The following is a 19,299-nucleotide window of genomic DNA, read 5'->3' on the forward strand; positions in this document are numbered from 1 at the left end:
ACAACATAGCCTATGATAAAAGGTTGCCAAAGATTATCTTTTTGATACTTCTAAATTGTTTAAAAGCTAGTGGGAAAGGCAAAACTGCTCACTGGCTTACCTGAAAGAGGTGGCAAAATTTTATCAACCAGTATTTGCCACATAATAACCGAACAAACACCTGATTTCAAGGCAGATAAATATCTAACTTTTAGAATGGTATTATTTTTGGTGGAAATTTGAGCATCTAACTAAAATCAAAAACTATGAACGAGGAAAAATTTTCGACACTTATCACCCAGTACAATAGTGCACTTCGAGCTTTTGCTTTAAAATTTGTTAGGGATGAAGATGAGGCAAATGACTTATTGCAAGACACTGTGATGAAAGCGATACGTTTTAGGGGCAGTTTTCAGGAAGGCACAAATGTAAAAGGATGGCTTTACACCATAATGCGAAATACTTTTATAAACAATTATCGAAAATCCAACAAGAAGAATGCCCTGATACACCAGTCTGAGGAAATAAATTCTGAGCAACTCCTTCATAGTGCGTCCAAAAACTCCGGAGAAAGTACGTTCATACTTGGTGATGTAAACGGCGCGATAAGTCAATTACCACATGGATTACAGATTCCTTTTATAAGGTTTGTGGAAGGTTATAAATACGAAGACATTGCTCAGGAAATGAACATTCCACTTGGTACTGTTAAAACCAGAATTCACCAGGCCAGATTACGCCTTGCAAAGAAATTGAAAATGTATAAAGAAGGCATTAACTAGCATCCGATAATAATTCAATCATAACTATCGATGGCCACTCCAATTTGGGTGGCCTTATTTTTTTCACCTTTTTATAAAAGCCATCATGATAGATCAACCTCGTCTATTTTGTAAAAAAAGCTATTATAGCTATCTTTAAGCTTGGTGGAACATATTGCTTTAATTTATGTTATTATTGATAAATACATAAAAGATGAAAACAGAACTGAAGCTAATAGCCAAAATCTTACTGGGCAGCGGTTTGATCTTTGCGGGAGTCGGACATTTAACATTTGCAAGAAAAGCATTTCAGGCTCAGGTGCCCGACTGGGTGCCACTAAAAAAAGATGATACAGTGGTTTATTCAGGAATTGGAGAAATTGCGTTAGGAACAGCGCTGGTAATAATGCCTAAGAAATACGAAAAACAGTTAGGTATAATAGCAGCGTCCATGTTTGTTGCGGTTTTCCCAGGCAATATCGCCCAATATACCAACAATCGTAGTGCATTTGGATTGGATACAGAGGGCAAGAGGATGGCCCGCTTGTTTTTTCAACCTGTTCTTATTTTCTGGGCATTAAAAAGCTGTAAAGTGGTGTAAACACAGAGCATATAGGAATATCAATAGTTAAATAACATTAGATTATTATTTTTGATATCCTTAAACTAATTATTCTCTTGCATCCCTTTTTTTTAACCGTAATCGGTGCAATTTTCATTTTATCCCTGGTTGTTATCCTGTTATGGATATATGGGCGAGAAAAAAAGTATCTCAATGCGCTGCTCGCTGCTGCCATTTTTAGCACTGCGTGGTACGCATTCATATTTTTATTGACCAGCTCTGGGCAAATCCAATACTACCCGATGCTTTTTAATAAGGGTTTGCCACTTTATTATTTTATCGGACCATGTTTTTTTTTATATCTACGGGGTGCGCTAAATCCACAATTTTCTAAGTTTAGAAAAAGTCACCTGCTGCACTTTTTAATTGCAATACCTGCCTTTATCTCGGTTACACCTTACAATCTCTTGGATTTATCGCAGCAGCAGGCAGTTGTTAACAGAGTTGCCACCGACCTTCACTATGCTTTTTCAGGAGAAAAATATATCGTAGAGCCATGGCACTGGTTTGCCTTCCCAATCTCAGGCCTTATATATTCGGTGCTTCAAGTTCGATTCACTTACATTGTTTCCAAACAAAAACTGCAGATGAAAGCCATTAGGTGGGCCTATCTTTTTTCTGGCCTGCTTATCCTAATTTTCACTGGGATGCTCGGACTGAATTTGGCGATCCTTCAAAATGCAAACAGTGCCTACTTTATGTTACACAAGAGCCCGCTGATTTTAGCTTTATCACTTACTTTATTGCTTCTCAGCCTCTCGTTTTTCTTAAATCCTGAACTCATTTTCGGATTTTCCATTAAGGAGGACGAACAAAACCAACACGGAACAGTCTCAGCCGCTCAATCCCAGCCCCATTTTACTGAAAAGCGAAAAATAAAACCAGTTGATAAAAAGCTTATTGCACAGGTTGAGCATCACGTCATTGAAAATCAGGCATTCAAGCAAACAGGGTTAACCATGAGTGGTCTTGCCTCTCAGATGGATGTCCCAAATCATAAATTATCCGAGCTGTTCAACAATCACTACCAGTCGAACTTTAATACCTACGTTAATAAGCTACGAATTGAATACGTAAAGCAAAGACTTGATTCTGGAGACTGGAAACAATTTACATTAGAGGCTATTGCGTTAGATGCAGGCTTTTCCTCTCGAAACACCTTTTTTGTTGCTTTCAAAAAGGCAGTAGACAAAAGCCCCTCTGCCTACCTTTCTGACCTCAAAAGCCGCTAATTTGTATCGATTTTGAATATCGTTACATAATCAGCTTCTCAGGTTAACCCTTTTATAAATTTTTAGGCAGATTTTTGTCGGACCATTAGCTGAATGATAATTGAGGCTGGTGCGTGAGGAAAACTAAACTAACAGACTTCAATGCCTTATTCAAAGAAAAAATCCCTGATGATTTTCAAGATCAGACCAGAAAAATTTCTGGAACTCAGCACCTTTGTCGATTGTGATACTGAATCCTTAACCGTTCTTTCTACTGCCAATAATATTTCCAGTGGCGCGGTTTTTCAGGACATAAGCTCCCTGGAGGCTATGTTTGAAGAATTTGAAAACGCTTCATAAAAGGTAAGTGCTCAAAAGATGCAGGCTGCCATACCAGCTAGCCCTGGGGATTGTGATAGGGATAACCGACCTATCTGACCTTACGCTGCCAATCATTGTGAAAAAGGTCATCCCGCATTAGCCTGTTAATTCATAGCAAGCGGTACAATCAGGTTCCTGTTAAAGCATTTGCCCTACAAAAAGTGGTGTATAAACCAAGGAAATAATTAGGTTCAAAAATTTAGAAAAAGAGTAACCAAATAAATTGGTCGCTCTTTTTTATGTATCTGTTTTAATTTAATTCTTTTATCACCCCTCATCAGTCAGCTGACTTGTAAACTGAGCCTTCGAACTCAAACTCATCAGATTTCATTACACAAAATTCATTGATACATTAAGCAATCGGTTCCAGTAACACCTTAATATCGAATGCAAAAAAAACAGAGAAGCAGTCACAGGTGAAATGCAACTGCTTATAAAGCTTTTTCTATTAGGTAGATTGAAGCGTAATCTAAATTAGTCATCAGTTAGTTCCAGATGGCCGATGCAAAGATAGCTTCAATGCTATTTAGTTGACTGTCAAAAAGTTGTTGCAAAAAGAAGCAGGTACAAATACTGTAACCTGCTCCAATCTAATTTAACGCTCTCACTACAATATACGATAAATTCCGGGGCTTGGATTAGTTAAATACCCAATTGTTTATTTCACGTATTTATTGCTTGCAATGCGTATTAAGTGGTGTGTATTATTGGATATGTTCTTGTGGGTGATTCTGTGTTCAAACTAATGGGAGGCTAATATGAATATTTATAGCCTAATAGTGAGCAGAGACGAAAAAACCAAAATATATAACACCTGAAAACAGCTCGCAACATGACTGGAGGCATTGCTCAAAAGGCCTGGTGCTATCTAAAAATCAGTTGAAGCAGCCAGATAAAGCTAGCTAAGGTTTTTCCGATGACCATCAGATCATGATATTTAGGGGAGGCTTACTTAATTGTTTGTAGTTAATGACCAGAAAAAACAGGACGGTTATTAGCCATGTGAAGCAAAGAAAAACAGGATAGCATTCTGATGATAAAGCTACTGCAGAAAAAGCAGCAGCATAAGGCCAGATTGATATCCTGTGAGGATACAGTAGCATGCTTTAAGCCATCCTATAATCTATATTTTATTAGTTCAAAAGGTCTGAAACTATTTATGGACATCTAAATTAGTAGTAATCTGATCATTGAAAGAATAACCCTTAAAAAAATCTAACGAAAGCTTATCAACTAAACGCCTATTGAAAAAGTGAATTGGCTACCCCGACCCATTTCTGAAGTCACTTCAATCCCACCACCTAATTTCTCTATTAATAACCTCACTGTATGCAATCCAATCCCGGTGCCTTGCTGTTGGAATCTATCTTTTTTACTTAACGTTACATCTTTCTCAAATATTCTTTGCAATTGCGCCTGAGGTATTCCAGGTCCATTATCAACAACATTGAAAATGATACTGTTTTGCATAGTTGCCCAGGAGATTTCTATTTCGCAAAGTGTTTTATCATTATAGCGTATTGCATTTGTTAAAAGATTGATAAAAATCTGTTGAAGTGCTATTTCAGAGGCCGTAATAGTAATGGATTCCCCAGGGAGGCTAATCTTCACATCTTCAGAAAGCACCACCATTGCAATTGTTCTTTTGACCAATTCCAGCAAGTCGACATTTGTTTTGCTGGAAGTCAACGCTTCCGGTCGCAAGGAATATTCAAGCATATCATTGACCATTTGAACCAACTTTTTTGCAGAAGATAAGTTAGCGGAGGCAAGCCTGTGAAGCTTTTCATCATTTCTTACAGTCAATTCCCTAAGCATAAGTTCGGAACTTATAGAAATACTACTTAGCGGATTTTTTAAATCATGGGCGGCAGTAGTTGCAAAGCGTTGCATAAACTTATTGCTTTCAACAAGTTGTGTGTTAGCATTTAGGAGTTTTGTGACTTTAATTTTGAGTTCCATTTGAGCGATTACCTGTCTGGCAATGATACCCAAAGCTTCAAGCTGATCGACCGTAAGTTTTCTAGGTATCCTGTCTATAACGCAAAGGCTGCCCAAAGCAACTCCAGCGGGGTTGATGAGCGAAATTCCTGCATAAAAGACAATATTGGGATCATCGGTCACCAACGGGTTTAAAGAAAAACGTTCGTCAGTTCTGGCATCATGAATTACCATCATCCCTTGCTCCTCCTGTATGGTATGCGCACAGAAAGCATGCTCTATAGGTGTTTGCGAAACTTTTAATCCAACATTGCTTTTAAACCACTGACGATGTTCATCCAGCAGCGTAATGAGCGCTATTGGCGTTCCACATATCTTAGAGGCGAGCATCGTGAGTTCATCGAATTCAACTTCTGCATCGCTATCCATTATCTGGTAATCTTCCAACGCGGATAATCTTTCGGTTTGGGAAGAATTGTTTGGCTTAATTATTTGCAAGTTATTTGTTACTAATAATGATAAATAATTCAAAAAGATGGTGTAAAAGGCTGTAAAGCTAAACAATATAATTGGTAGACCTCTATGAGGGTTTTCAAACCACATGCATCAACCTTTGGCTCTTTTTATCGGAACTGTGAAGCTGAAGATTGAACCATGACCATGCTCACTGTCGACCCAAATTGAGCCCTGATGTTCTTTGATAATATAATTACAAACGTACAGCCCCACTCCAACACCCGGAAATTTTTCAGCGGTATCGTCGGTTCTAAAAAAACGTTCAAAGATACGTTTGTGATCTTTACTACTTATACCGAGGCCGCTATCTTTAACAGATATTTTGCAATACCCGGACATGCAGGAAACATGAATACTAATTTCAGAGTTCTTGGGACTATATTTGACAGCATTGGACAAGAGGTTTATCATGACCTGCTCCAGACGTCCCATATCACCATCTATGCTTTGGTTAATATCTCCGGTGATTAAAAATTGATGATCCGGCGCATCTGCTGCAATGATATCAACTGATTCTTTTAACAATTGTGAGACACTAAACTCTTCAAACTTAAATTGCACCTTTCCTAACTGCATTTTTGAAGCGTCTAGCAGCTCGTAAATCAAATTCTCAAGCCGTTGAATGGACCTACTTGCGGTTTGGAATCCTTTGGTATAGATGACATCATTTCTTTTTTCTGCGATTTTTTGCAACATTTGAAGGTTTCCCTTAATACTAGTCAAAGGGGTTTTCATTTCATGGCTGGCAATATTAATGAAGTCCTCCTTTCTGTATTCAAGCACTTTGCGTTCGGTAATATCCTCAATAGCAAGTAGGATTCTTTCCTGAGATTTCCCCTTAAGAACCATCTGCCTTGCATTGAGTATTAATACTCTTTTACCTATCTTAAAGAATTCGCTTTCAAATTCAAAATCTTCAAAAGGATTATTGTGGGGAAGCACATTTATCAAGAGTTCTTTAAGTTCAGGTATATCCCACTCACCGCTACCAAGGGAAAAGAACTTCTGGCCAATAATATCTTCTCTGGATTGTCTAAAGAAGTCACAAAAGTTCTCATTGGCATCCACAACCTTAAGCTCACTGTCTAATACGATTAGACTCTCCCTTATCGTTTCAACTATGGCTGAAAGATATTTCTCACTCTCCTCTAGACTTTGCGTTCGATCCTGAACCTTTTCATCAAGCCTGTCCCGCTGCTCTTCTAGTTTTTGCTCCGCAAGAACCCTTTTGCTTACATCATTTTGAATGCCAATGAAGTGTGTTACCACACCGAATTTATCCCTGACGGGAGATATAATAAGCTCATTCCAGATTAGTTTAGCATTTTTTCTGTAGTTTTTTATCAGCACCTGACAATGTTCTCCATTACGGATTGCCTCCTTGATTTCCTGCCTTGATTTCTGGTCACGGTCATCTGCCTGCAAAAAACGGCAGTTGTGACCGATGATGTTGATCCTTTCATATCCTGTTAAAGTTTCAAATGCATCATTGCAGTAAATGATGGGTTCATCGGGCTTAAGGTGATCAGTAATCACCACGCCATTGCTTGATGCATTCAAAGCTGCTGCTAAAAGGCGCGGGTCTATATCGGAGACGCCAGCCAAATTCCTGAGAAAATCTTCCATTACTTTTAATGAGTCTGAATGTCGCATGCAAATTCAACTAATAACTAATTACAGGACTTTATGTTTGAAAAATCCATGAAGTTGTTAATTTATTTCGCTAAGGAGCAAAAAAAAACATCCGCCTAATGGGCGGATGTTCTTAAAAATCTATGAAGAATATTATTTTATCCTACCTTAACGTTGATTGCATTCAGACCTTTTCGGCCTTCTTCTACATCATAGCTTACTAAATCATTCTCGCGAATGTTATCTATCAAGCCAGATATATGTACAAAAAGTTCTGCATCACCATTAGATGGCACTATAAATCCAAAACCTTTTGTTTCATTGAAAAATTTTACTGTTCCTTGTTGCATTATATTTTATTTTAATTATGTTCAAATATACACAAAAATAATTGAAAGTCAAATGGTTACATGAATCAGGTCATTCGAAAAAAAAACATTTTAAATCTAATGCAATCAGGCTCGCGGCCAGTCCGCGATAAACACCTACCTCCCGCGTATAAATATTTTTTTTTATTTTGCAGTAATTATTCATTGCATTATCAAAAAGATACTTTTCATAGACGACGAACCCTCCCTTTGCGAAATGGCGGCACTTATTTTTGATCAGTACCAGGTACTGACTTTAGAAGAAAGTTCAGGAGTTATCGGGATATTGACTTCATTCCAGCCCGACATTATATTGTTGGATATCATGCTGGGGGATACCGATGGATCATTGCTGTGCAGAAAATTAAAATCAAACCCGGCTTTTTCCCATATCCCGATCGTATTGATGACAGCAGCGTTTATCAAAGAACGAGATAAAGAATGCGGAGCGGACGGATTTATCGAAAAACCATTTGACTTGGGTGCGGTGAACGCATTAATAGAACTAATCACTAAAGGGGGTTAATTGCAAAATCTCTTTTGCTATTAGCCATAATTAATAGCTTGGTCAGAAAGTCATGTTGCACATCGTTATTTAGAATGATTTCCAAATCTGCCAGCGGCTTTTCCAAAAGATTCTCTGCGGATACTCCAAGAAAATCTTTAATATTTTCACTGCAAAAACATATGATATTTTCGAAATCAAGGGCGATGAGAAAGCCATGGGATTGTACCCTTGCCGGAACGTGTATCGGCTCATTGTCACAATTGCTAAGGTTTACTTGAAATTTTGACATTCTCTGGTTGTTTGGCAATACCGAACCTACGCATATTAAACGGCAACAACTATTTAAATCGCTGAAAATAAATTATTTGTGACAACATCGATATGATATCTGTAAATCCCAAGTCGTTTATTTTTAAAGACTGCTAAAACAGTTTGCAGTACTAATGGTGAACAAAGAAGATTCAGCATGGTGAGCATAGCACAGCCCTGCGCAATGATGAAACAGTGAATTTAAGGTAAGCTCATCGGGAACATCATGCCTACTAGGGAAGGGTTAAAACGGAAAATTCTTAAATAATCGAAATGCAAACCTGGCTATGAACCTTGTGGCAACAATTCCTTCCCTGATGCTAGCAATAAAATGAAGTTATAAAAATAAACCTGGCACAGCTGTTTGCATAACTTAGAAACAAGCAATACTAATCATTGAGTTTGTTTTTTTCCAGAACCATTGGGTGGTATTCTTGTTATAACTCAAAGACTATTGACATGACAGACCCAAAAGAAAAAGCGCCAGAGCCGCAAGAAAATAGGAATTAGAATCACCAGGCAGGGTTTTGTGTGCTTTGAGAAAAAGCAAGAATCAGCAGCGAACAGAATTACTTTCCTTTCATGGTGAAACTACGAATAAAAAAACCTACTTTAGCCTAATAATCAACATGTTAAGATACGGAAAAATAACTGAGTTCAACGCAATCACAGGCAAGGGAAAGATTGTTGATACAAATGAGCAGGACATCTGCTTCGAAGTTTCTAAAATGAATGCATTGTTGTTTGTTGAGGATCAGGTGAGGTTTCGAATCATGTTAATTGGAGAGAGATTGCAGGCAACAGGCGTGAAAAAAAATGTTTCAAGACTCCCTAAAAGTTTTATGGATCATAACCTTTAGGGTATTTCTTGCCAGGTGAATCATCAGCAAAGCCCTTTTGTAATATCAAATCAAAAGGAAGACCGGAAAATGGCAAAAGTCGGACCTTCAAATTGCCAATCTATTTTTCTACTTATGCTAGCCCGTAAAGAAATCGGACACTGCTAGGAAGCACCCTTCCAAATTTATAAACAGCCAATACCCTTCCAAAATACATTACCAGAGATAGTTTGCATCAAAGCTTCAGGTATTGTCCTCTTATTTGAGAAATCAGCATGAACGATTCTCATCCTTTCAAGAACCTAGAGCTGGAAAATATAATGCGAACGCTGATTTAAAATCAGTTATTTATCTATATTTATAAAAAAGACAATGCCCTGCTATAGTTCTGAATCGGATAAAAAGATAAGAGAGATGATTTTTGCAAAGGATGATACCGCTCAAAAAGCCCTTTATGATAACTATAGTAGCCTAATATTTGGACAGTTTGTAATTTTCTGCAGATCCGCTCAGAAAGCAGAGGAGTTGACTGCGACCGTTTTGGAAACGGCTTTTATTGAATTGAGTACCGGCGTACGGGTAAATGGCAAGCTGATTGTCTGGCTAATGAAGCTGGTCAGAAAGGTTGCAAGAATGTATCTGATTGACTATTCGGTAAAAAAAAGTGAGGAGCATAAATGCATTAAAAGGCTAGTACTTTCAGAGGGCTTTAGCATCGTGGAGGCGGCAAATCTGTTAGGAATCTGTGAAAAGGAGGCTATTTTGAAATTAAGGGAAAAATTAAAAGCGTAAGAAAACGGATGAAGCTAGAAGAATTTATAAACAGTGGTATGCTGGAACTTTATCTTATCGGGGCACTCTCCGCTGAAGAAGTTTCCTTTGTCGAAAGCATGCAAAAGTTACATCCGTCTGTTAATTTAGAACTGGCAAAACTTGAATCCTTTTTCGAAGAATATGCCTTCAGAAACGCAGTTTACCCGGATTTAAAAACTGATAGAAAAATGGAACTAATCTTTGCCGGGATAAAGGCGGAGGAAAAATTGCAATCAGGTAAATTGCCGCTGATAACTGCTTTTTCAAACGCAGGTGCCTGGTTAGAATTTGTCACTCCCCTGTTGCCGGAAAAAGCAACAGAAAAGATTTTCCAGGAACTGCTACAGATGGAAAATGGCGTTACGCAGGTCCTCATCGTTTCCACAGTTGACATTGAGCAGGAAGTTCATGAAAGCTTAAATGAGAGTTTTTTGATTCTTAAAGGCACCTGCGTATGCACGATAGGTGACAAATCCGTTCACATGGCTGCAGGCGATTTTATGCAGATACCGCTGTTCGAGCCTCATAATGTGGTGATCACCTCAGAATCCGTAACAGCTATTTTGCAGCATGTTGAACTAGCTTGATATTTCTAAGGAGCTACTTTGACTCCCAAAAAGATATTAATGTCTGGTATTTTCATACATCCCAGTCACAAAAGCGTAATTAGGCCTTAATAAATAAGTAAGCCACGCCGGTAGATAACCAATAAAGTCTTGTTGTTGATACTAAAACTACACTTGTAAGTTCGATGAGCCATATTAACTAAAGTAAAGAAGTTTTAGCCGCAACTTAAGATAAAATACACCTGAGGGCTGTACTATTTTATTAAAAGATGCACCACTTCAATCAAGGCTTCTTTAATCATTTTTTTTTTTCACGAGTACACATTACATCTTTCGTGGTATCTGAAAAAAAACATTACTCAAAGTTTATTGTTGAAAATATTTGACCTGATAGATTTCTATTTATGAAACAGTTTCGATATCTCGCCTTACAGACTCTTATTCTTTTCACCACTGTCTTATCCAGCGCATGTCAATCGCCGAATTCATTTCCAGGCGTATATGCAGGCGTAAAACTTAGCCTAAATCCCCTTGGTGGCGCAATGAATAGAACAGATGTGGTAATTCTGCTGCGAAAAGACAAAACCTTTACCGACCAGCTCAATAAAAAAGATTGGAAAACGGCCATAAGAGGTAAGTATGAAATCAAGGGCGCTGATCTGCACCTGCTCTATTCAAATGGAAATAAAGACAAATACACCATTACCAAAGGGGGCAACCTGGATGGTGGAAACCATGTATTATTCAAAATGGACTTAGACAACAGCGTGCCCAAAGGAACCTATGTTTTCAAATTCATTAGTGGAAGCGGTGGCATCGCAACCGGGACCACGTATATCGGATCGAGTACTCGAAGAAACTTAAGCTTTGATGGGGCAGGAAATTTCACAACAGATAAAGAGTCAACTACAATAATAGCAGGTGATAATATCGGTGGTGGCACCAATACCAATAGTGATGGCAGTGGAAAATATTCACTAAAAGACGGCGTATTAACCCTTAAATATGGCAACGGCAATACTACAACACACAGTTTCTTTGCAAGTCCTGCAAGCGGCAAAAGTAAAGCGATGGCAGTGATAGACGGCAGTTTTTATTTTATGGGCGAGAATGATAAAAAAGCGGGCAGCGAGGAAAAAAAACAGCCTAATGCCAAGCTACCCTCTGCTTTGGAGATTTTTACCAACGTGAGAAAGCTTTACGGTGGCCAGGCGCTGGACAACCTTAAAACCTATACCATTAAAGCTGAGCTAGGTGGCATCCAGCTCACCTCTTATAACGATCTTGCAGGCAATCGATTCCGCAACGAAATGTTTCATAAAGGGAGGCTTATAGCAGTGGAGCAAATTGGCCCAGACGGTGGGTGGTTATGGAATAACGGAAAGAAGACTATTAGTGATAAACAACGTCTTCTTGAAGCCAAATATAATGATTACACAGGTGTCTTAGGTCTGGGGAGGAAGAACAGTACCGTATTTACCCGTGGAAAGGTACAGGCTACCAGAGATGGTTATGCTGTTCAGTTCGAGGTTGACGGACATAAATTCACTTACTTTTTTGACAGCAGCTATATTCTTCTGGCGGATAGCTACCAGATTGGGAGTAAAAACCAGACCAATATCTACAGCAATAACCGCACAATCGAAAACATTAAAATGCCTTTTAGAACCATAAGTTCATCTGGAAAAGATAAGGTAACCATAAACTATCAAAGCATCATAATCAATAGACCATTAGCTACCGATTGGAAAGTGCCTCTTTAATCAGCTCACCCTGCTCTAGGATATTCAGAACAAAAACATCCAGGAACTAAATGGCTGATTGACAAAAAAAAGTCCCCTCGAGGTCATTACGGTCTAACCAGCTGATATTTTTCTACCTTGTTGTTAATTGGTTTTAAGCTCCGCAAATACTCGTAAATTGCTTCTAAATCGGCTGGCCTCATACCTGCGTACATATTCCATGGCATTGGCGTATTAATATCGCCTTTGGCAACTATTGGTGCAGCATAAGCGGTGTCGGCAAAAATTTTGAACCTTGCTAAAAACGTACCCTTGCTCCAACGACCAATGCCGGTATTTAAATCGAATGTGATATTTGAAGAAGTTACCTTGCCTCCAGGTAATCCAAATTCCATTCCGCCGCCAAATTCAGTTCCGCTTACTACCCGGCCTTTTTCATTCTTGCTATGGCAGTCCACACAGCCGGCAGCGTTAACTAAGTAGGCACCATATTCTACGGTATTCGAAACTAGAGGTTTGCTTTGAAAATCAGCCTTCTGGGGCATAGTATTGATAATAAAGTTGACCGGAAAATCAGATTTGGATGGAGGAACAATATTTTCGACTGGTTTGAGCGTTCTGATGTAAGAAATAATATCATAAATATCTTTCTTATCCATTTTACCAAACCGATGGGCCGCCATAATTGGGAAAAGCGCTTTACCATCTTTATTTACTCCACTTGTTATGGCCCTGAAGAGCTCGCCATCTGTCCAGGTTTTAAGTGCAAATGGCGTCAAGTTTGCAGCATAGTATTCCCCGGGGAATCCCATTTCTTTATTAAATACCTCGCCACCCCCACCCATTCCGTCCGCTTTCATAGGCCCTGCGAACCGAGACCAGTCTCTGCTACTGTGACAATCCATGCAGACTGCAACATGATTGGCCAGATACTTTCCGTTTTCGATACTTTCAGGGGTAGACTTGATGGTGAGTAAAGGTGCATCGCCAACATCAGGCAGTGCAATTTTAACGTAGGTTCCTGCTGTTACGGCCAACAGCAGGATGATTCCAAATAGGAGAAGGAGAACTTTGAGCGTTTTCATTATGATTTGTTTGGTTGGTCAACATAAACATAATCATTAATATTTGAAAAACAGATAGTTAGGATGAATTTTAAAACTTTTGTTTTTTTTTATCGACGGAACACAAATGTTTCTTTATCTACGTAGGCGCTCAACATCCAGTTGACCCCCACCTATTCCATATCTTTGGTAGCCAGCCCATCGAGAAACCATTTGGAACGATAAGTAAATTCTACTTGCTGTTCTCCCGATTCATCGGTAACCTTACTTGTAAAATCGTGTGCGATCTGACGCTCGTCCTCCAAGGCTAACTTGGCCAAGCTAGCATACTCGGCTAAGTCCAAACCAGACTTGATGACAAAGTAGGGTATCCCGGTTTCAGTATATAAGGTTTCTAATACACCGCTTTCAAATTTGTTTCTCTCTGCCTCGCTAAATGAAGGCTTATTTATTTTAGTGGTCATACTCAAATTTTATTTATGGCTAATTAAATGCAAATTCTTAATCATCAGACTCATCATCAAGCCGCTCAGGATGCCGCAATTCGATTGCCTCAGAGAGTTTATCGAGCAGTTCATCGCTAATGCGACCTGGGTTTTGGCAGATATCTAAAAAGCCCTGGCTATTGGGCGATAAAGAAGCAACCATTTTCCCATTCTGGAAAACACGATATCGGCAGCTGGATTGGTTACTATCCGGGAAAATGCCAACCTGAAAAGCCTGCAATTCATCCTCCCCGATAGCGATGTTATAAGTTTCCATAAACCAAACGTTAGTGCTCTGCTTTTTGTTGGTTGTGCTGGTCGATAAAGCCGCCCAGCTCATCGAGGATTTCCTGGTCGGTATCAGCTCCTGAAATCTGTACCCAGCTACCCTTCTGTTTCGCCACCCTTCTTACCGTCTCGCCGTTGGGCATGAAGTCAAAGGTATCCTTGGAGCCATATTCAACGATGGTATAAGTAATATCATCTCCCCTTTTATTTTTGATTGTGTATGCTAGCTCTTCCATGTCTATGCAACAATTGGCACCGGCATTGGTTTATTATTTTTATACAAAATCCAAATGCCCTGTGAGCTGTCATAAACATTTCAACGCGCGTGAGACCAAAAAAGGCATTCATCATGCAGGAAAGCCTCATACGCTATTGCTATCATGTCCAGTTTTATTAAAGATTGGAGCTGATTTGGATTACAAAGTGCAAAGTTATTTAGGGTTAAAATTTTATACTTATAGAATCCTATTTCGAAAAAACTGGAAAGAGTCTTTTTAGAGCTTAACTATCTTAAAATAGTTAAGCTGCCGGAAACTTTTTGGCCATCTCCGAAATTAATGGCGTAATAATATGTTCCAACAGGTACTGCCTTACCTTTGCTTGTGCCATCCCAGGGACTTTTATATCCTAAAGATGAAAAAACCCTGGCTCCATATCTGTTAAAAACACTCACACTACAACGTAAATCTGATGAAAGACCTTTGATTTCCCAAACATCATTAATTCCATCATTATTAGGTGAAAATCCACTTGGAATAACACCGGCTGATGCATTTTCGATAACGTTAAGCAATCCATCCTGATAAGAAATACTATAATTTTGTGAAACCGCATCGCTTGCTGTAATAAAATAAATGCCCACAGGAGATAATTTATCTGCATTTGAAATTATTGTAGGCTGAGCCAAAAGCATGGCAGGCAAATCATTATTTACAAAACCATTGTAGCTTACCGTAAAAACCGGATTTTCTGTATTCACGAATTTAGTTTTGCTGTCTGCAGTAATCAATAATGGAGCTAAGTCAACAAAGCTTAATGGCATAGTTAGTTCTGCCGAAGTTCCTGAACTTTTGATTTGAATTTGTCCTGAATAATCCCCAGCCGAAGTAGTTGATTTAAGTCGAATATAGATTGTAGTGGCTTCCAAGTTTTCGGCAGAGCCGATGGTTAAAGCAGCACTAAAAAGATTATTATTGGTACTTATCTCAAATCCATCTGGTGCAGTAATCACAACTGATTCTGCTAAATTCTCTCCTGAAACAGTGAAGCTTGTTGTAGCAGATGCCTTTCCATAAACTGAACTTAATGATTGTAAATTACCATATGCTAGTGCTTTAGGAACGGGAACTAGTGGGTTAACAGTTATTGTAAATGTAACAGGCTTTGCTGAGCAGGATAAAACAAAATCGCCGAAAGAATACGGATTTGAGCCTACCCGGAAATCGGCTATAATTGAATTTGTTGCTGTATTTAACACAGATACAGTTCCAGGAACCTGATTGATTATATATAAGCGGGAACCATCTTGATTCAGTGAAATTCCCTCTACATATTGCCCTGCAGGTATTCTTGCCGTAACAGAATTATTTGTTGTATTTATTACCGATACTGAATTTCCATTAGATGTTACGTATAAGGTTTTTCCATCTGGACTTAAAGATACCGCATTCGAGTACGGAACTGAGATGCTAGAAATAATTGATTTAGTTGAAGTATTAATTACTTTAATAGTATTATCTCTTGCAGTTACGTATAAAGTAAGTCCATCAGGGCTTAGTACAACTGCATTTGAGCCTGCTCCTATTGGTATTTTATATGCAACACTGTTTGTTTCTGTATCGAAAACAAGAACATTATTATCATAAGCAGCCGCTGCGTAAACGTATTTCCCATCAGCGCTCACGCACAAGCTGTAAGTTCCTATGTTAAGTCGTAAAGTTTTAACAATGGTGTTTGTTTTTGTATCGATAACGGAAAAATTGCCATTACCATGTATAGCATAAATTCGATTACCATCCGGGCTTAGCACAAATCCTAATTGATAATCTTCTGTTATAATACTCGCTTTTACGGTATTTGTAGCCGCATCAATTACAGAAATTGATCCACCGTGATAATTGGCTATATATATTAAACTGCCGTCGGGACTTATATCTACATTCATAGGATTTAAACCCACTGGAATAGTTGCAACTACAAGATTGGTTGAAAGATTAATTACCGAAACGATATTGAGGTAAGTATCGGCGATATATGCAAATCCAGAACTAGCAGGGGTTGCAGTAATTGTTGCTGTAATTGGTCTGGATGTATTATTAGTGGCAACGAAAGAATTAATATCTCCTGTTCCACTTGCAGATAAGCCAATATTAGCATTATTGTTTACCCAATTGTATTTACAGGCAGAGGCGCCAAAATTTACAGCTGCAGTATTTTCGCCGCTTAAGACGGTTTGATTGGTTTGAGCATTAGATAATAAAGATTGGGAGAGAATTATTAATAGAATATTTACAGCGAGAAAATATATCTTCATGAGGGCGCAATCGAAAATTAATAAAAAGCGGTTCGGATTTATAAATACGACTCGCAATATATAGAATTAATCATTAATTGCCGTAACTTCTAAATTCATTACCGGCTATGGATTTTAACAAAAAAATCTTTAGTTTCATAATTGAGGTATAATGCATTAACAAATCAAAAGTAATCTATATTCACCATCATTTTCGAGGGGTGCACGGTGTACGCAGGGCAAAACTTGTTGCCCAGGCCGATCTACTGCTAACCGCCATAAATTACCAATACCTAAACTTACAGGAGTGCTGCCAGTTTTTAGCTGATAATGCATATCGAAATAATTTTCTTTTAAAAAGTCTTCAAATTCTGTTTCAGCGCCATCATGTAAATCTTTAAGCTTCTGCCTAATCTCCGGAATCAGAATTTTTTGTTCAACCTGATTATTCGGTATGATATCTCCCGCTGCTCCATGGTATGTACACAAAAAAGTATCCGTGCTAACTGGTGAACGGTCAACATGGAACGAGTATACATCGGTAGAAATAAAATCGAATTCCTGGTCACGAGGATAAGCCTTGATTAAATTAAGAACAGGCAGTGCTCCCAAATCTGTTAATAGAGTTAAATCATTTATGATTTGTTCTCTTGCTATTGAACCGTTTACTGATAAGCAAAGATTCAAAAGATCCTCAATTGATACATCAGTGACGTCTTCTTTTAGCTTAAGCTTAGAAACAACCTCTTTAAAATCTCCAGCTAAATTTCTTTCCCAGCAAAACGCATTAATTTCTTCTCTAAACTCCGCTTTTATAAGTTCTTCAAAAGAATTAACCACTTTGAACTGCTCTGTATGCAAAAATTCACCAATCATACTTATTTTAAACACATTTTAAATGCTGGTCAAAAATACTAAAGATTGTGGCCACAATAAAATGGGCATCTTAAGTACTCTTAAAATAATAAAAGCCCGAAAGATAATCTTCCAGGCTCCTATTTTTCTATAAAAAATAAGTAGGTTATTCGTTAATTGCCTTTACACCTGGCAATTCCTTACCTTCCATGTATTCTAATAAAGCGCCACCACCCGTAGATACATAACTTACTTCATCTTCTAAACCGAATTTTGCGATTGCCGCAGCAGAATCACCACCACCAATTAAAGAGAACGCACCATTATCTTTAGTTGCAGCTACTACCGCATCAGCAACGGCTTTAGTACCCACTTCAAAGCTTTCCATTTCGAAAACGCCCATCGGACCGTTCCACAGTAAAGTTTTAGAGTTTTTAATTACATTCTGAAATAAAGCTGCTGATTTAGGGCCAATGTCAAGTCCCATCCAATCTGCGGGAATCTGACCAGAATCTACAGCTTTTTTATCCGCATCGTTTGCAAATTTATCTGCAATTACCGTATCAAGTGGTAGAATTAAGTTTACGCCTTTTGCTTTTGCTTTTTCAACTAACTCTAAAGAAAGCTCTTGTTTATCCGCTTCTAATAATGAAGTGCCGATTTCGCCACCTTGCGCTTTTGCGAAAGTATAAGCCATGCCGCCACCAATAATCAGGTTATCAACCTTATCCAATAATTTTTCGATTAAAAGGATTTTATCTGATACTTTAGCACCGCCCATAATTGCAGTAAATGGTCTTTCCGGATGATTTAATACTTTCTCTGCATTTTCTAGCTCAGAAGCCATTAGATAACCGAAATATTTAGCATCAGGAAAAAATTCAGCAACAATAGCCGTAGAAGCATGCGCACGGTGCGCGGTTCCGAAGGCATCATTAACGTAAACATCTCCTAAACCTGCAAGTTTTTCTGCAAAAGCCTTGTCTCCTTTTTCTTCTTCCTTATAAAAACGTAAGTTCTCTAACAATAAAACTTCGCCAGCAGCTAAATCTTTTGCCTGATTTACAGCAGATTCACCAATACAATCATCAGCAAATTTTACTTCTAAATTTAACATAGAAGATAAATCGGCCAGAATGTGCTTTAAAGAATATTTATCAGTTGGACCATCTTTTGGACGGCCTAAGTGCGACATTAAAATTACTGAACCACCATCTTTCAAAATCTTTTGAATGGTTGGAAGCGCAGCACGCATTCTTTTATCATCAGTAATTTTAAAGTTATCATCTAAAGGCACGTTAAAATCTACCCTTATCAGTGCTTTTTTATCTTTAAAGTTAAACTGGTCTATTGTTCTCATGTTTATTTATTTTGATTTTAAGTTTAATTTCATTTCGTAATGGAATCCGATTCCCGGTATGTCGAACTCTGGAGATTCGGTTGTAAAACCGATTTTCTTATAGAATGGTGCAGCTGTTGAACGGGCATTGCACCACAGATAATTCGTATTGTATTCTTTCAGGTATTCGATGGCAAAATCTACAAGCGCTTTACCATAACCTTTCCCTCCATAATCGCTATGCGTAGCCATGCCTCTTAACTGATAACCCTCACCCTCGTTTTCAAAAAAATCGTTCCGCATAAAGGTTGCTATTGACTTGATTTCTCCATCGAGTTCATAGCCAAGATGGAAAGTATCATAAGCTTCATCGCCATCAAAAATGCAATGCTCGTAAGATTTACCATTTCTCAGCATCATGCTTCTTAGGGGAAGTACTTCTTGTGCCGATATAAATTTTACCATAGATTATTTCAATTCAGGGATTTTTCAAATTTATGCAATCGTTCCCGTAAATTAAGGAGATTGTTGGTTTTTTAGTTTTTGGTTAATTGGTTAATTGTTTAGC

21 protein-coding genes are annotated in these 19,299 nt (G+C 38.3%); 9 read left to right on the forward strand and 12 right to left on the reverse strand.

Annotation, left to right across the window (positions count from 1 at the left end):
- Nucleotides 1-245: 245 nt before the first annotated feature.
- The 4 genes from ACO05K_RS11745 (at nt 246) to ACO05K_RS11760 (ending at nt 2,933) form a co-directional block, all read left to right on the forward strand.
- Nucleotides 246-761 (forward strand): RNA polymerase sigma factor, encoded by a 516-nt coding sequence (locus ACO05K_RS11745; protein WP_421944621.1) that lies wholly within the window; start codon nt 246-248, stop codon nt 759-761.
- A gap of 193 nt (nt 762-954) precedes the next feature.
- Nucleotides 955-1,341, forward strand: a complete 387-nt coding sequence (locus ACO05K_RS11750; RefSeq protein WP_421944622.1) for a hypothetical protein — start codon at nt 955-957, stop codon at nt 1,339-1,341.
- 77 nt (nt 1,342-1,418) lie between these two features.
- Complete coding sequence (locus ACO05K_RS11755; RefSeq protein ID WP_421944623.1) at nt 1,419-2,594, forward strand: helix-turn-helix domain-containing protein; 1,176 nt, start codon at nt 1,419-1,421, stop codon at nt 2,592-2,594.
- A gap of 141 nt (nt 2,595-2,735) precedes the next feature.
- Nucleotides 2,736-2,933 (forward strand): hypothetical protein, encoded by a 198-nt coding sequence (locus ACO05K_RS11760; RefSeq protein WP_421944624.1) that lies wholly within the window; start codon nt 2,736-2,738, stop codon nt 2,931-2,933.
- A 1,254-nt stretch (nt 2,934-4,187) separates the two neighbouring features.
- Here the strand turns inward: ACO05K_RS11760 and ACO05K_RS11765 are convergent.
- The 3 genes from ACO05K_RS11765 to ACO05K_RS11775 all read right to left on the reverse strand — a co-directional run bounded on the left by ACO05K_RS11765 (nt 4,188) and on the right by ACO05K_RS11775 (nt 7,393).
- Nucleotides 4,188-5,498 carry a GAF domain-containing sensor histidine kinase gene (locus ACO05K_RS11765; protein ID WP_421944625.1) on the reverse strand — a complete coding sequence of 437 codons (1,311 nt, stop codon included), beginning with the start codon at nt 5,496-5,498 and terminating at the stop codon, nt 4,188-4,190.
- A 3-nt stretch (nt 5,499-5,501) separates the two neighbouring features.
- Nucleotides 5,502-7,037 carry a PAS domain-containing sensor histidine kinase gene (locus tag ACO05K_RS11770; RefSeq protein ID WP_421944626.1) on the reverse strand — a complete coding sequence of 512 codons (1,536 nt, stop codon included), beginning with the start codon at nt 7,035-7,037 and terminating at the stop codon, nt 5,502-5,504.
- A 164-nt stretch (nt 7,038-7,201) separates the two neighbouring features.
- The gene (locus ACO05K_RS11775; protein ID WP_421944627.1) at nt 7,202-7,393 is read right to left on the reverse strand and encodes a cold-shock protein; all 192 of its coding nucleotides are present in this window, start codon (nt 7,391-7,393) and stop codon (nt 7,202-7,204) included.
- A 208-nt stretch (nt 7,394-7,601) separates the two neighbouring features.
- Between ACO05K_RS11775 and ACO05K_RS11780 the strand changes: the two genes are divergently transcribed.
- Nucleotides 7,602-7,937, forward strand: coding sequence for a response regulator (locus ACO05K_RS11780; protein WP_421946295.1), 336 nt, complete (start codon nt 7,602-7,604; stop codon nt 7,935-7,937).
- Here the strand turns inward: ACO05K_RS11780 and ACO05K_RS11785 are convergent.
- Nucleotides 7,924-8,208, reverse strand: coding sequence for a hypothetical protein (locus ACO05K_RS11785; RefSeq protein ID WP_421944628.1), 285 nt, complete (start codon nt 8,206-8,208; stop codon nt 7,924-7,926). The two genes, ACO05K_RS11780 and ACO05K_RS11785, sit on opposite strands and share 14 nt — an antisense overlap.
- Before the next feature lie 649 nt (nt 8,209-8,857).
- Between ACO05K_RS11785 and ACO05K_RS11790 the strand changes: the two genes are divergently transcribed.
- The 4 genes from ACO05K_RS11790 to ACO05K_RS11805 all read left to right on the forward strand — a co-directional run bounded on the left by ACO05K_RS11790 (nt 8,858) and on the right by ACO05K_RS11805 (nt 12,209).
- On the forward strand, nt 8,858-9,088 hold the full coding sequence (locus tag ACO05K_RS11790; RefSeq protein ID WP_421944629.1) for a hypothetical protein: 231 nt from the start codon (nt 8,858-8,860) through the stop codon (nt 9,086-9,088).
- A gap of 393 nt (nt 9,089-9,481) precedes the next feature.
- Entirely contained in the window at nt 9,482-9,859 is a 378-nt protein-coding gene (locus ACO05K_RS11795; protein WP_421944630.1) for a hypothetical protein, read from the forward strand.
- An 8-nt stretch (nt 9,860-9,867) separates the two neighbouring features.
- Nucleotides 9,868-10,467: a cupin domain-containing protein gene (locus tag ACO05K_RS11800; RefSeq protein ID WP_421944631.1), complete on the forward strand. Its 600-nt coding sequence runs from the start codon at nt 9,868-9,870 to the stop codon at nt 10,465-10,467.
- 521 nt (nt 10,468-10,988) lie between these two features.
- Nucleotides 10,989-12,209, forward strand: a complete 1,221-nt coding sequence (locus tag ACO05K_RS11805) for a hypothetical protein (protein WP_421944632.1) — start codon at nt 10,989-10,991, stop codon at nt 12,207-12,209.
- An 86-nt stretch (nt 12,210-12,295) separates the two neighbouring features.
- Here the strand turns inward: ACO05K_RS11805 and ACO05K_RS11810 are convergent, their stop codons facing one another.
- From ACO05K_RS11810 to ACO05K_RS11845, 8 genes are all read right to left on the reverse strand, one after another.
- Complete coding sequence (locus ACO05K_RS11810) at nt 12,296-13,273, reverse strand: c-type cytochrome (RefSeq protein ID WP_421944633.1); 978 nt, start codon at nt 13,271-13,273, stop codon at nt 12,296-12,298.
- Between the two features lie 152 nt (nt 13,274-13,425).
- The gene (locus ACO05K_RS11815) at nt 13,426-13,716 is read right to left on the reverse strand and encodes a hypothetical protein (RefSeq protein ID WP_421944634.1); all 291 of its coding nucleotides are present in this window, start codon (nt 13,714-13,716) and stop codon (nt 13,426-13,428) included.
- A gap of 37 nt (nt 13,717-13,753) precedes the next feature.
- A complete protein-coding gene (locus ACO05K_RS11820; RefSeq protein WP_421944635.1) occupies nt 13,754-14,077 on the reverse strand; it encodes a hypothetical protein in 324 nt (107 codons plus the stop codon).
- On the reverse strand, nt 14,025-14,261 hold the full coding sequence (locus ACO05K_RS11825; RefSeq protein ID WP_421944636.1) for a hypothetical protein: 237 nt from the start codon (nt 14,259-14,261) through the stop codon (nt 14,025-14,027). Before ACO05K_RS11825 ends, ACO05K_RS11820 begins: the two co-directional genes overlap by 53 nt.
- Before the next feature lie 269 nt (nt 14,262-14,530).
- A complete protein-coding gene (locus ACO05K_RS11830) occupies nt 14,531-16,558 on the reverse strand; it encodes a gliding motility-associated C-terminal domain-containing protein (RefSeq protein WP_421944637.1) in 2,028 nt (675 codons plus the stop codon).
- A gap of 156 nt (nt 16,559-16,714) precedes the next feature.
- A complete protein-coding gene (locus ACO05K_RS11835; protein WP_421944638.1) occupies nt 16,715-17,413 on the reverse strand; it encodes a DUF1826 domain-containing protein in 699 nt (232 codons plus the stop codon).
- Between the two features lie 145 nt (nt 17,414-17,558).
- Nucleotides 17,559-18,752 carry a phosphoglycerate kinase gene (locus ACO05K_RS11840; protein WP_421944639.1) on the reverse strand — a complete coding sequence of 398 codons (1,194 nt, stop codon included), beginning with the start codon at nt 18,750-18,752 and terminating at the stop codon, nt 17,559-17,561.
- Nucleotides 18,753-18,758: 6 nt separating this feature from the next.
- Nucleotides 18,759-19,196, reverse strand: a complete 438-nt coding sequence (locus ACO05K_RS11845; protein ID WP_421944640.1) for a GNAT family N-acetyltransferase — start codon at nt 19,194-19,196, stop codon at nt 18,759-18,761.
- Between the last annotated feature and the right edge of the window lie 103 nt (nt 19,197-19,299).

Origin of the sequence: Pedobacter sp., from assembly GCF_965227205.1 — a bacterium.
GTDB lineage: Bacteria > Bacteroidota > Bacteroidia > Sphingobacteriales > Sphingobacteriaceae > Pedobacter.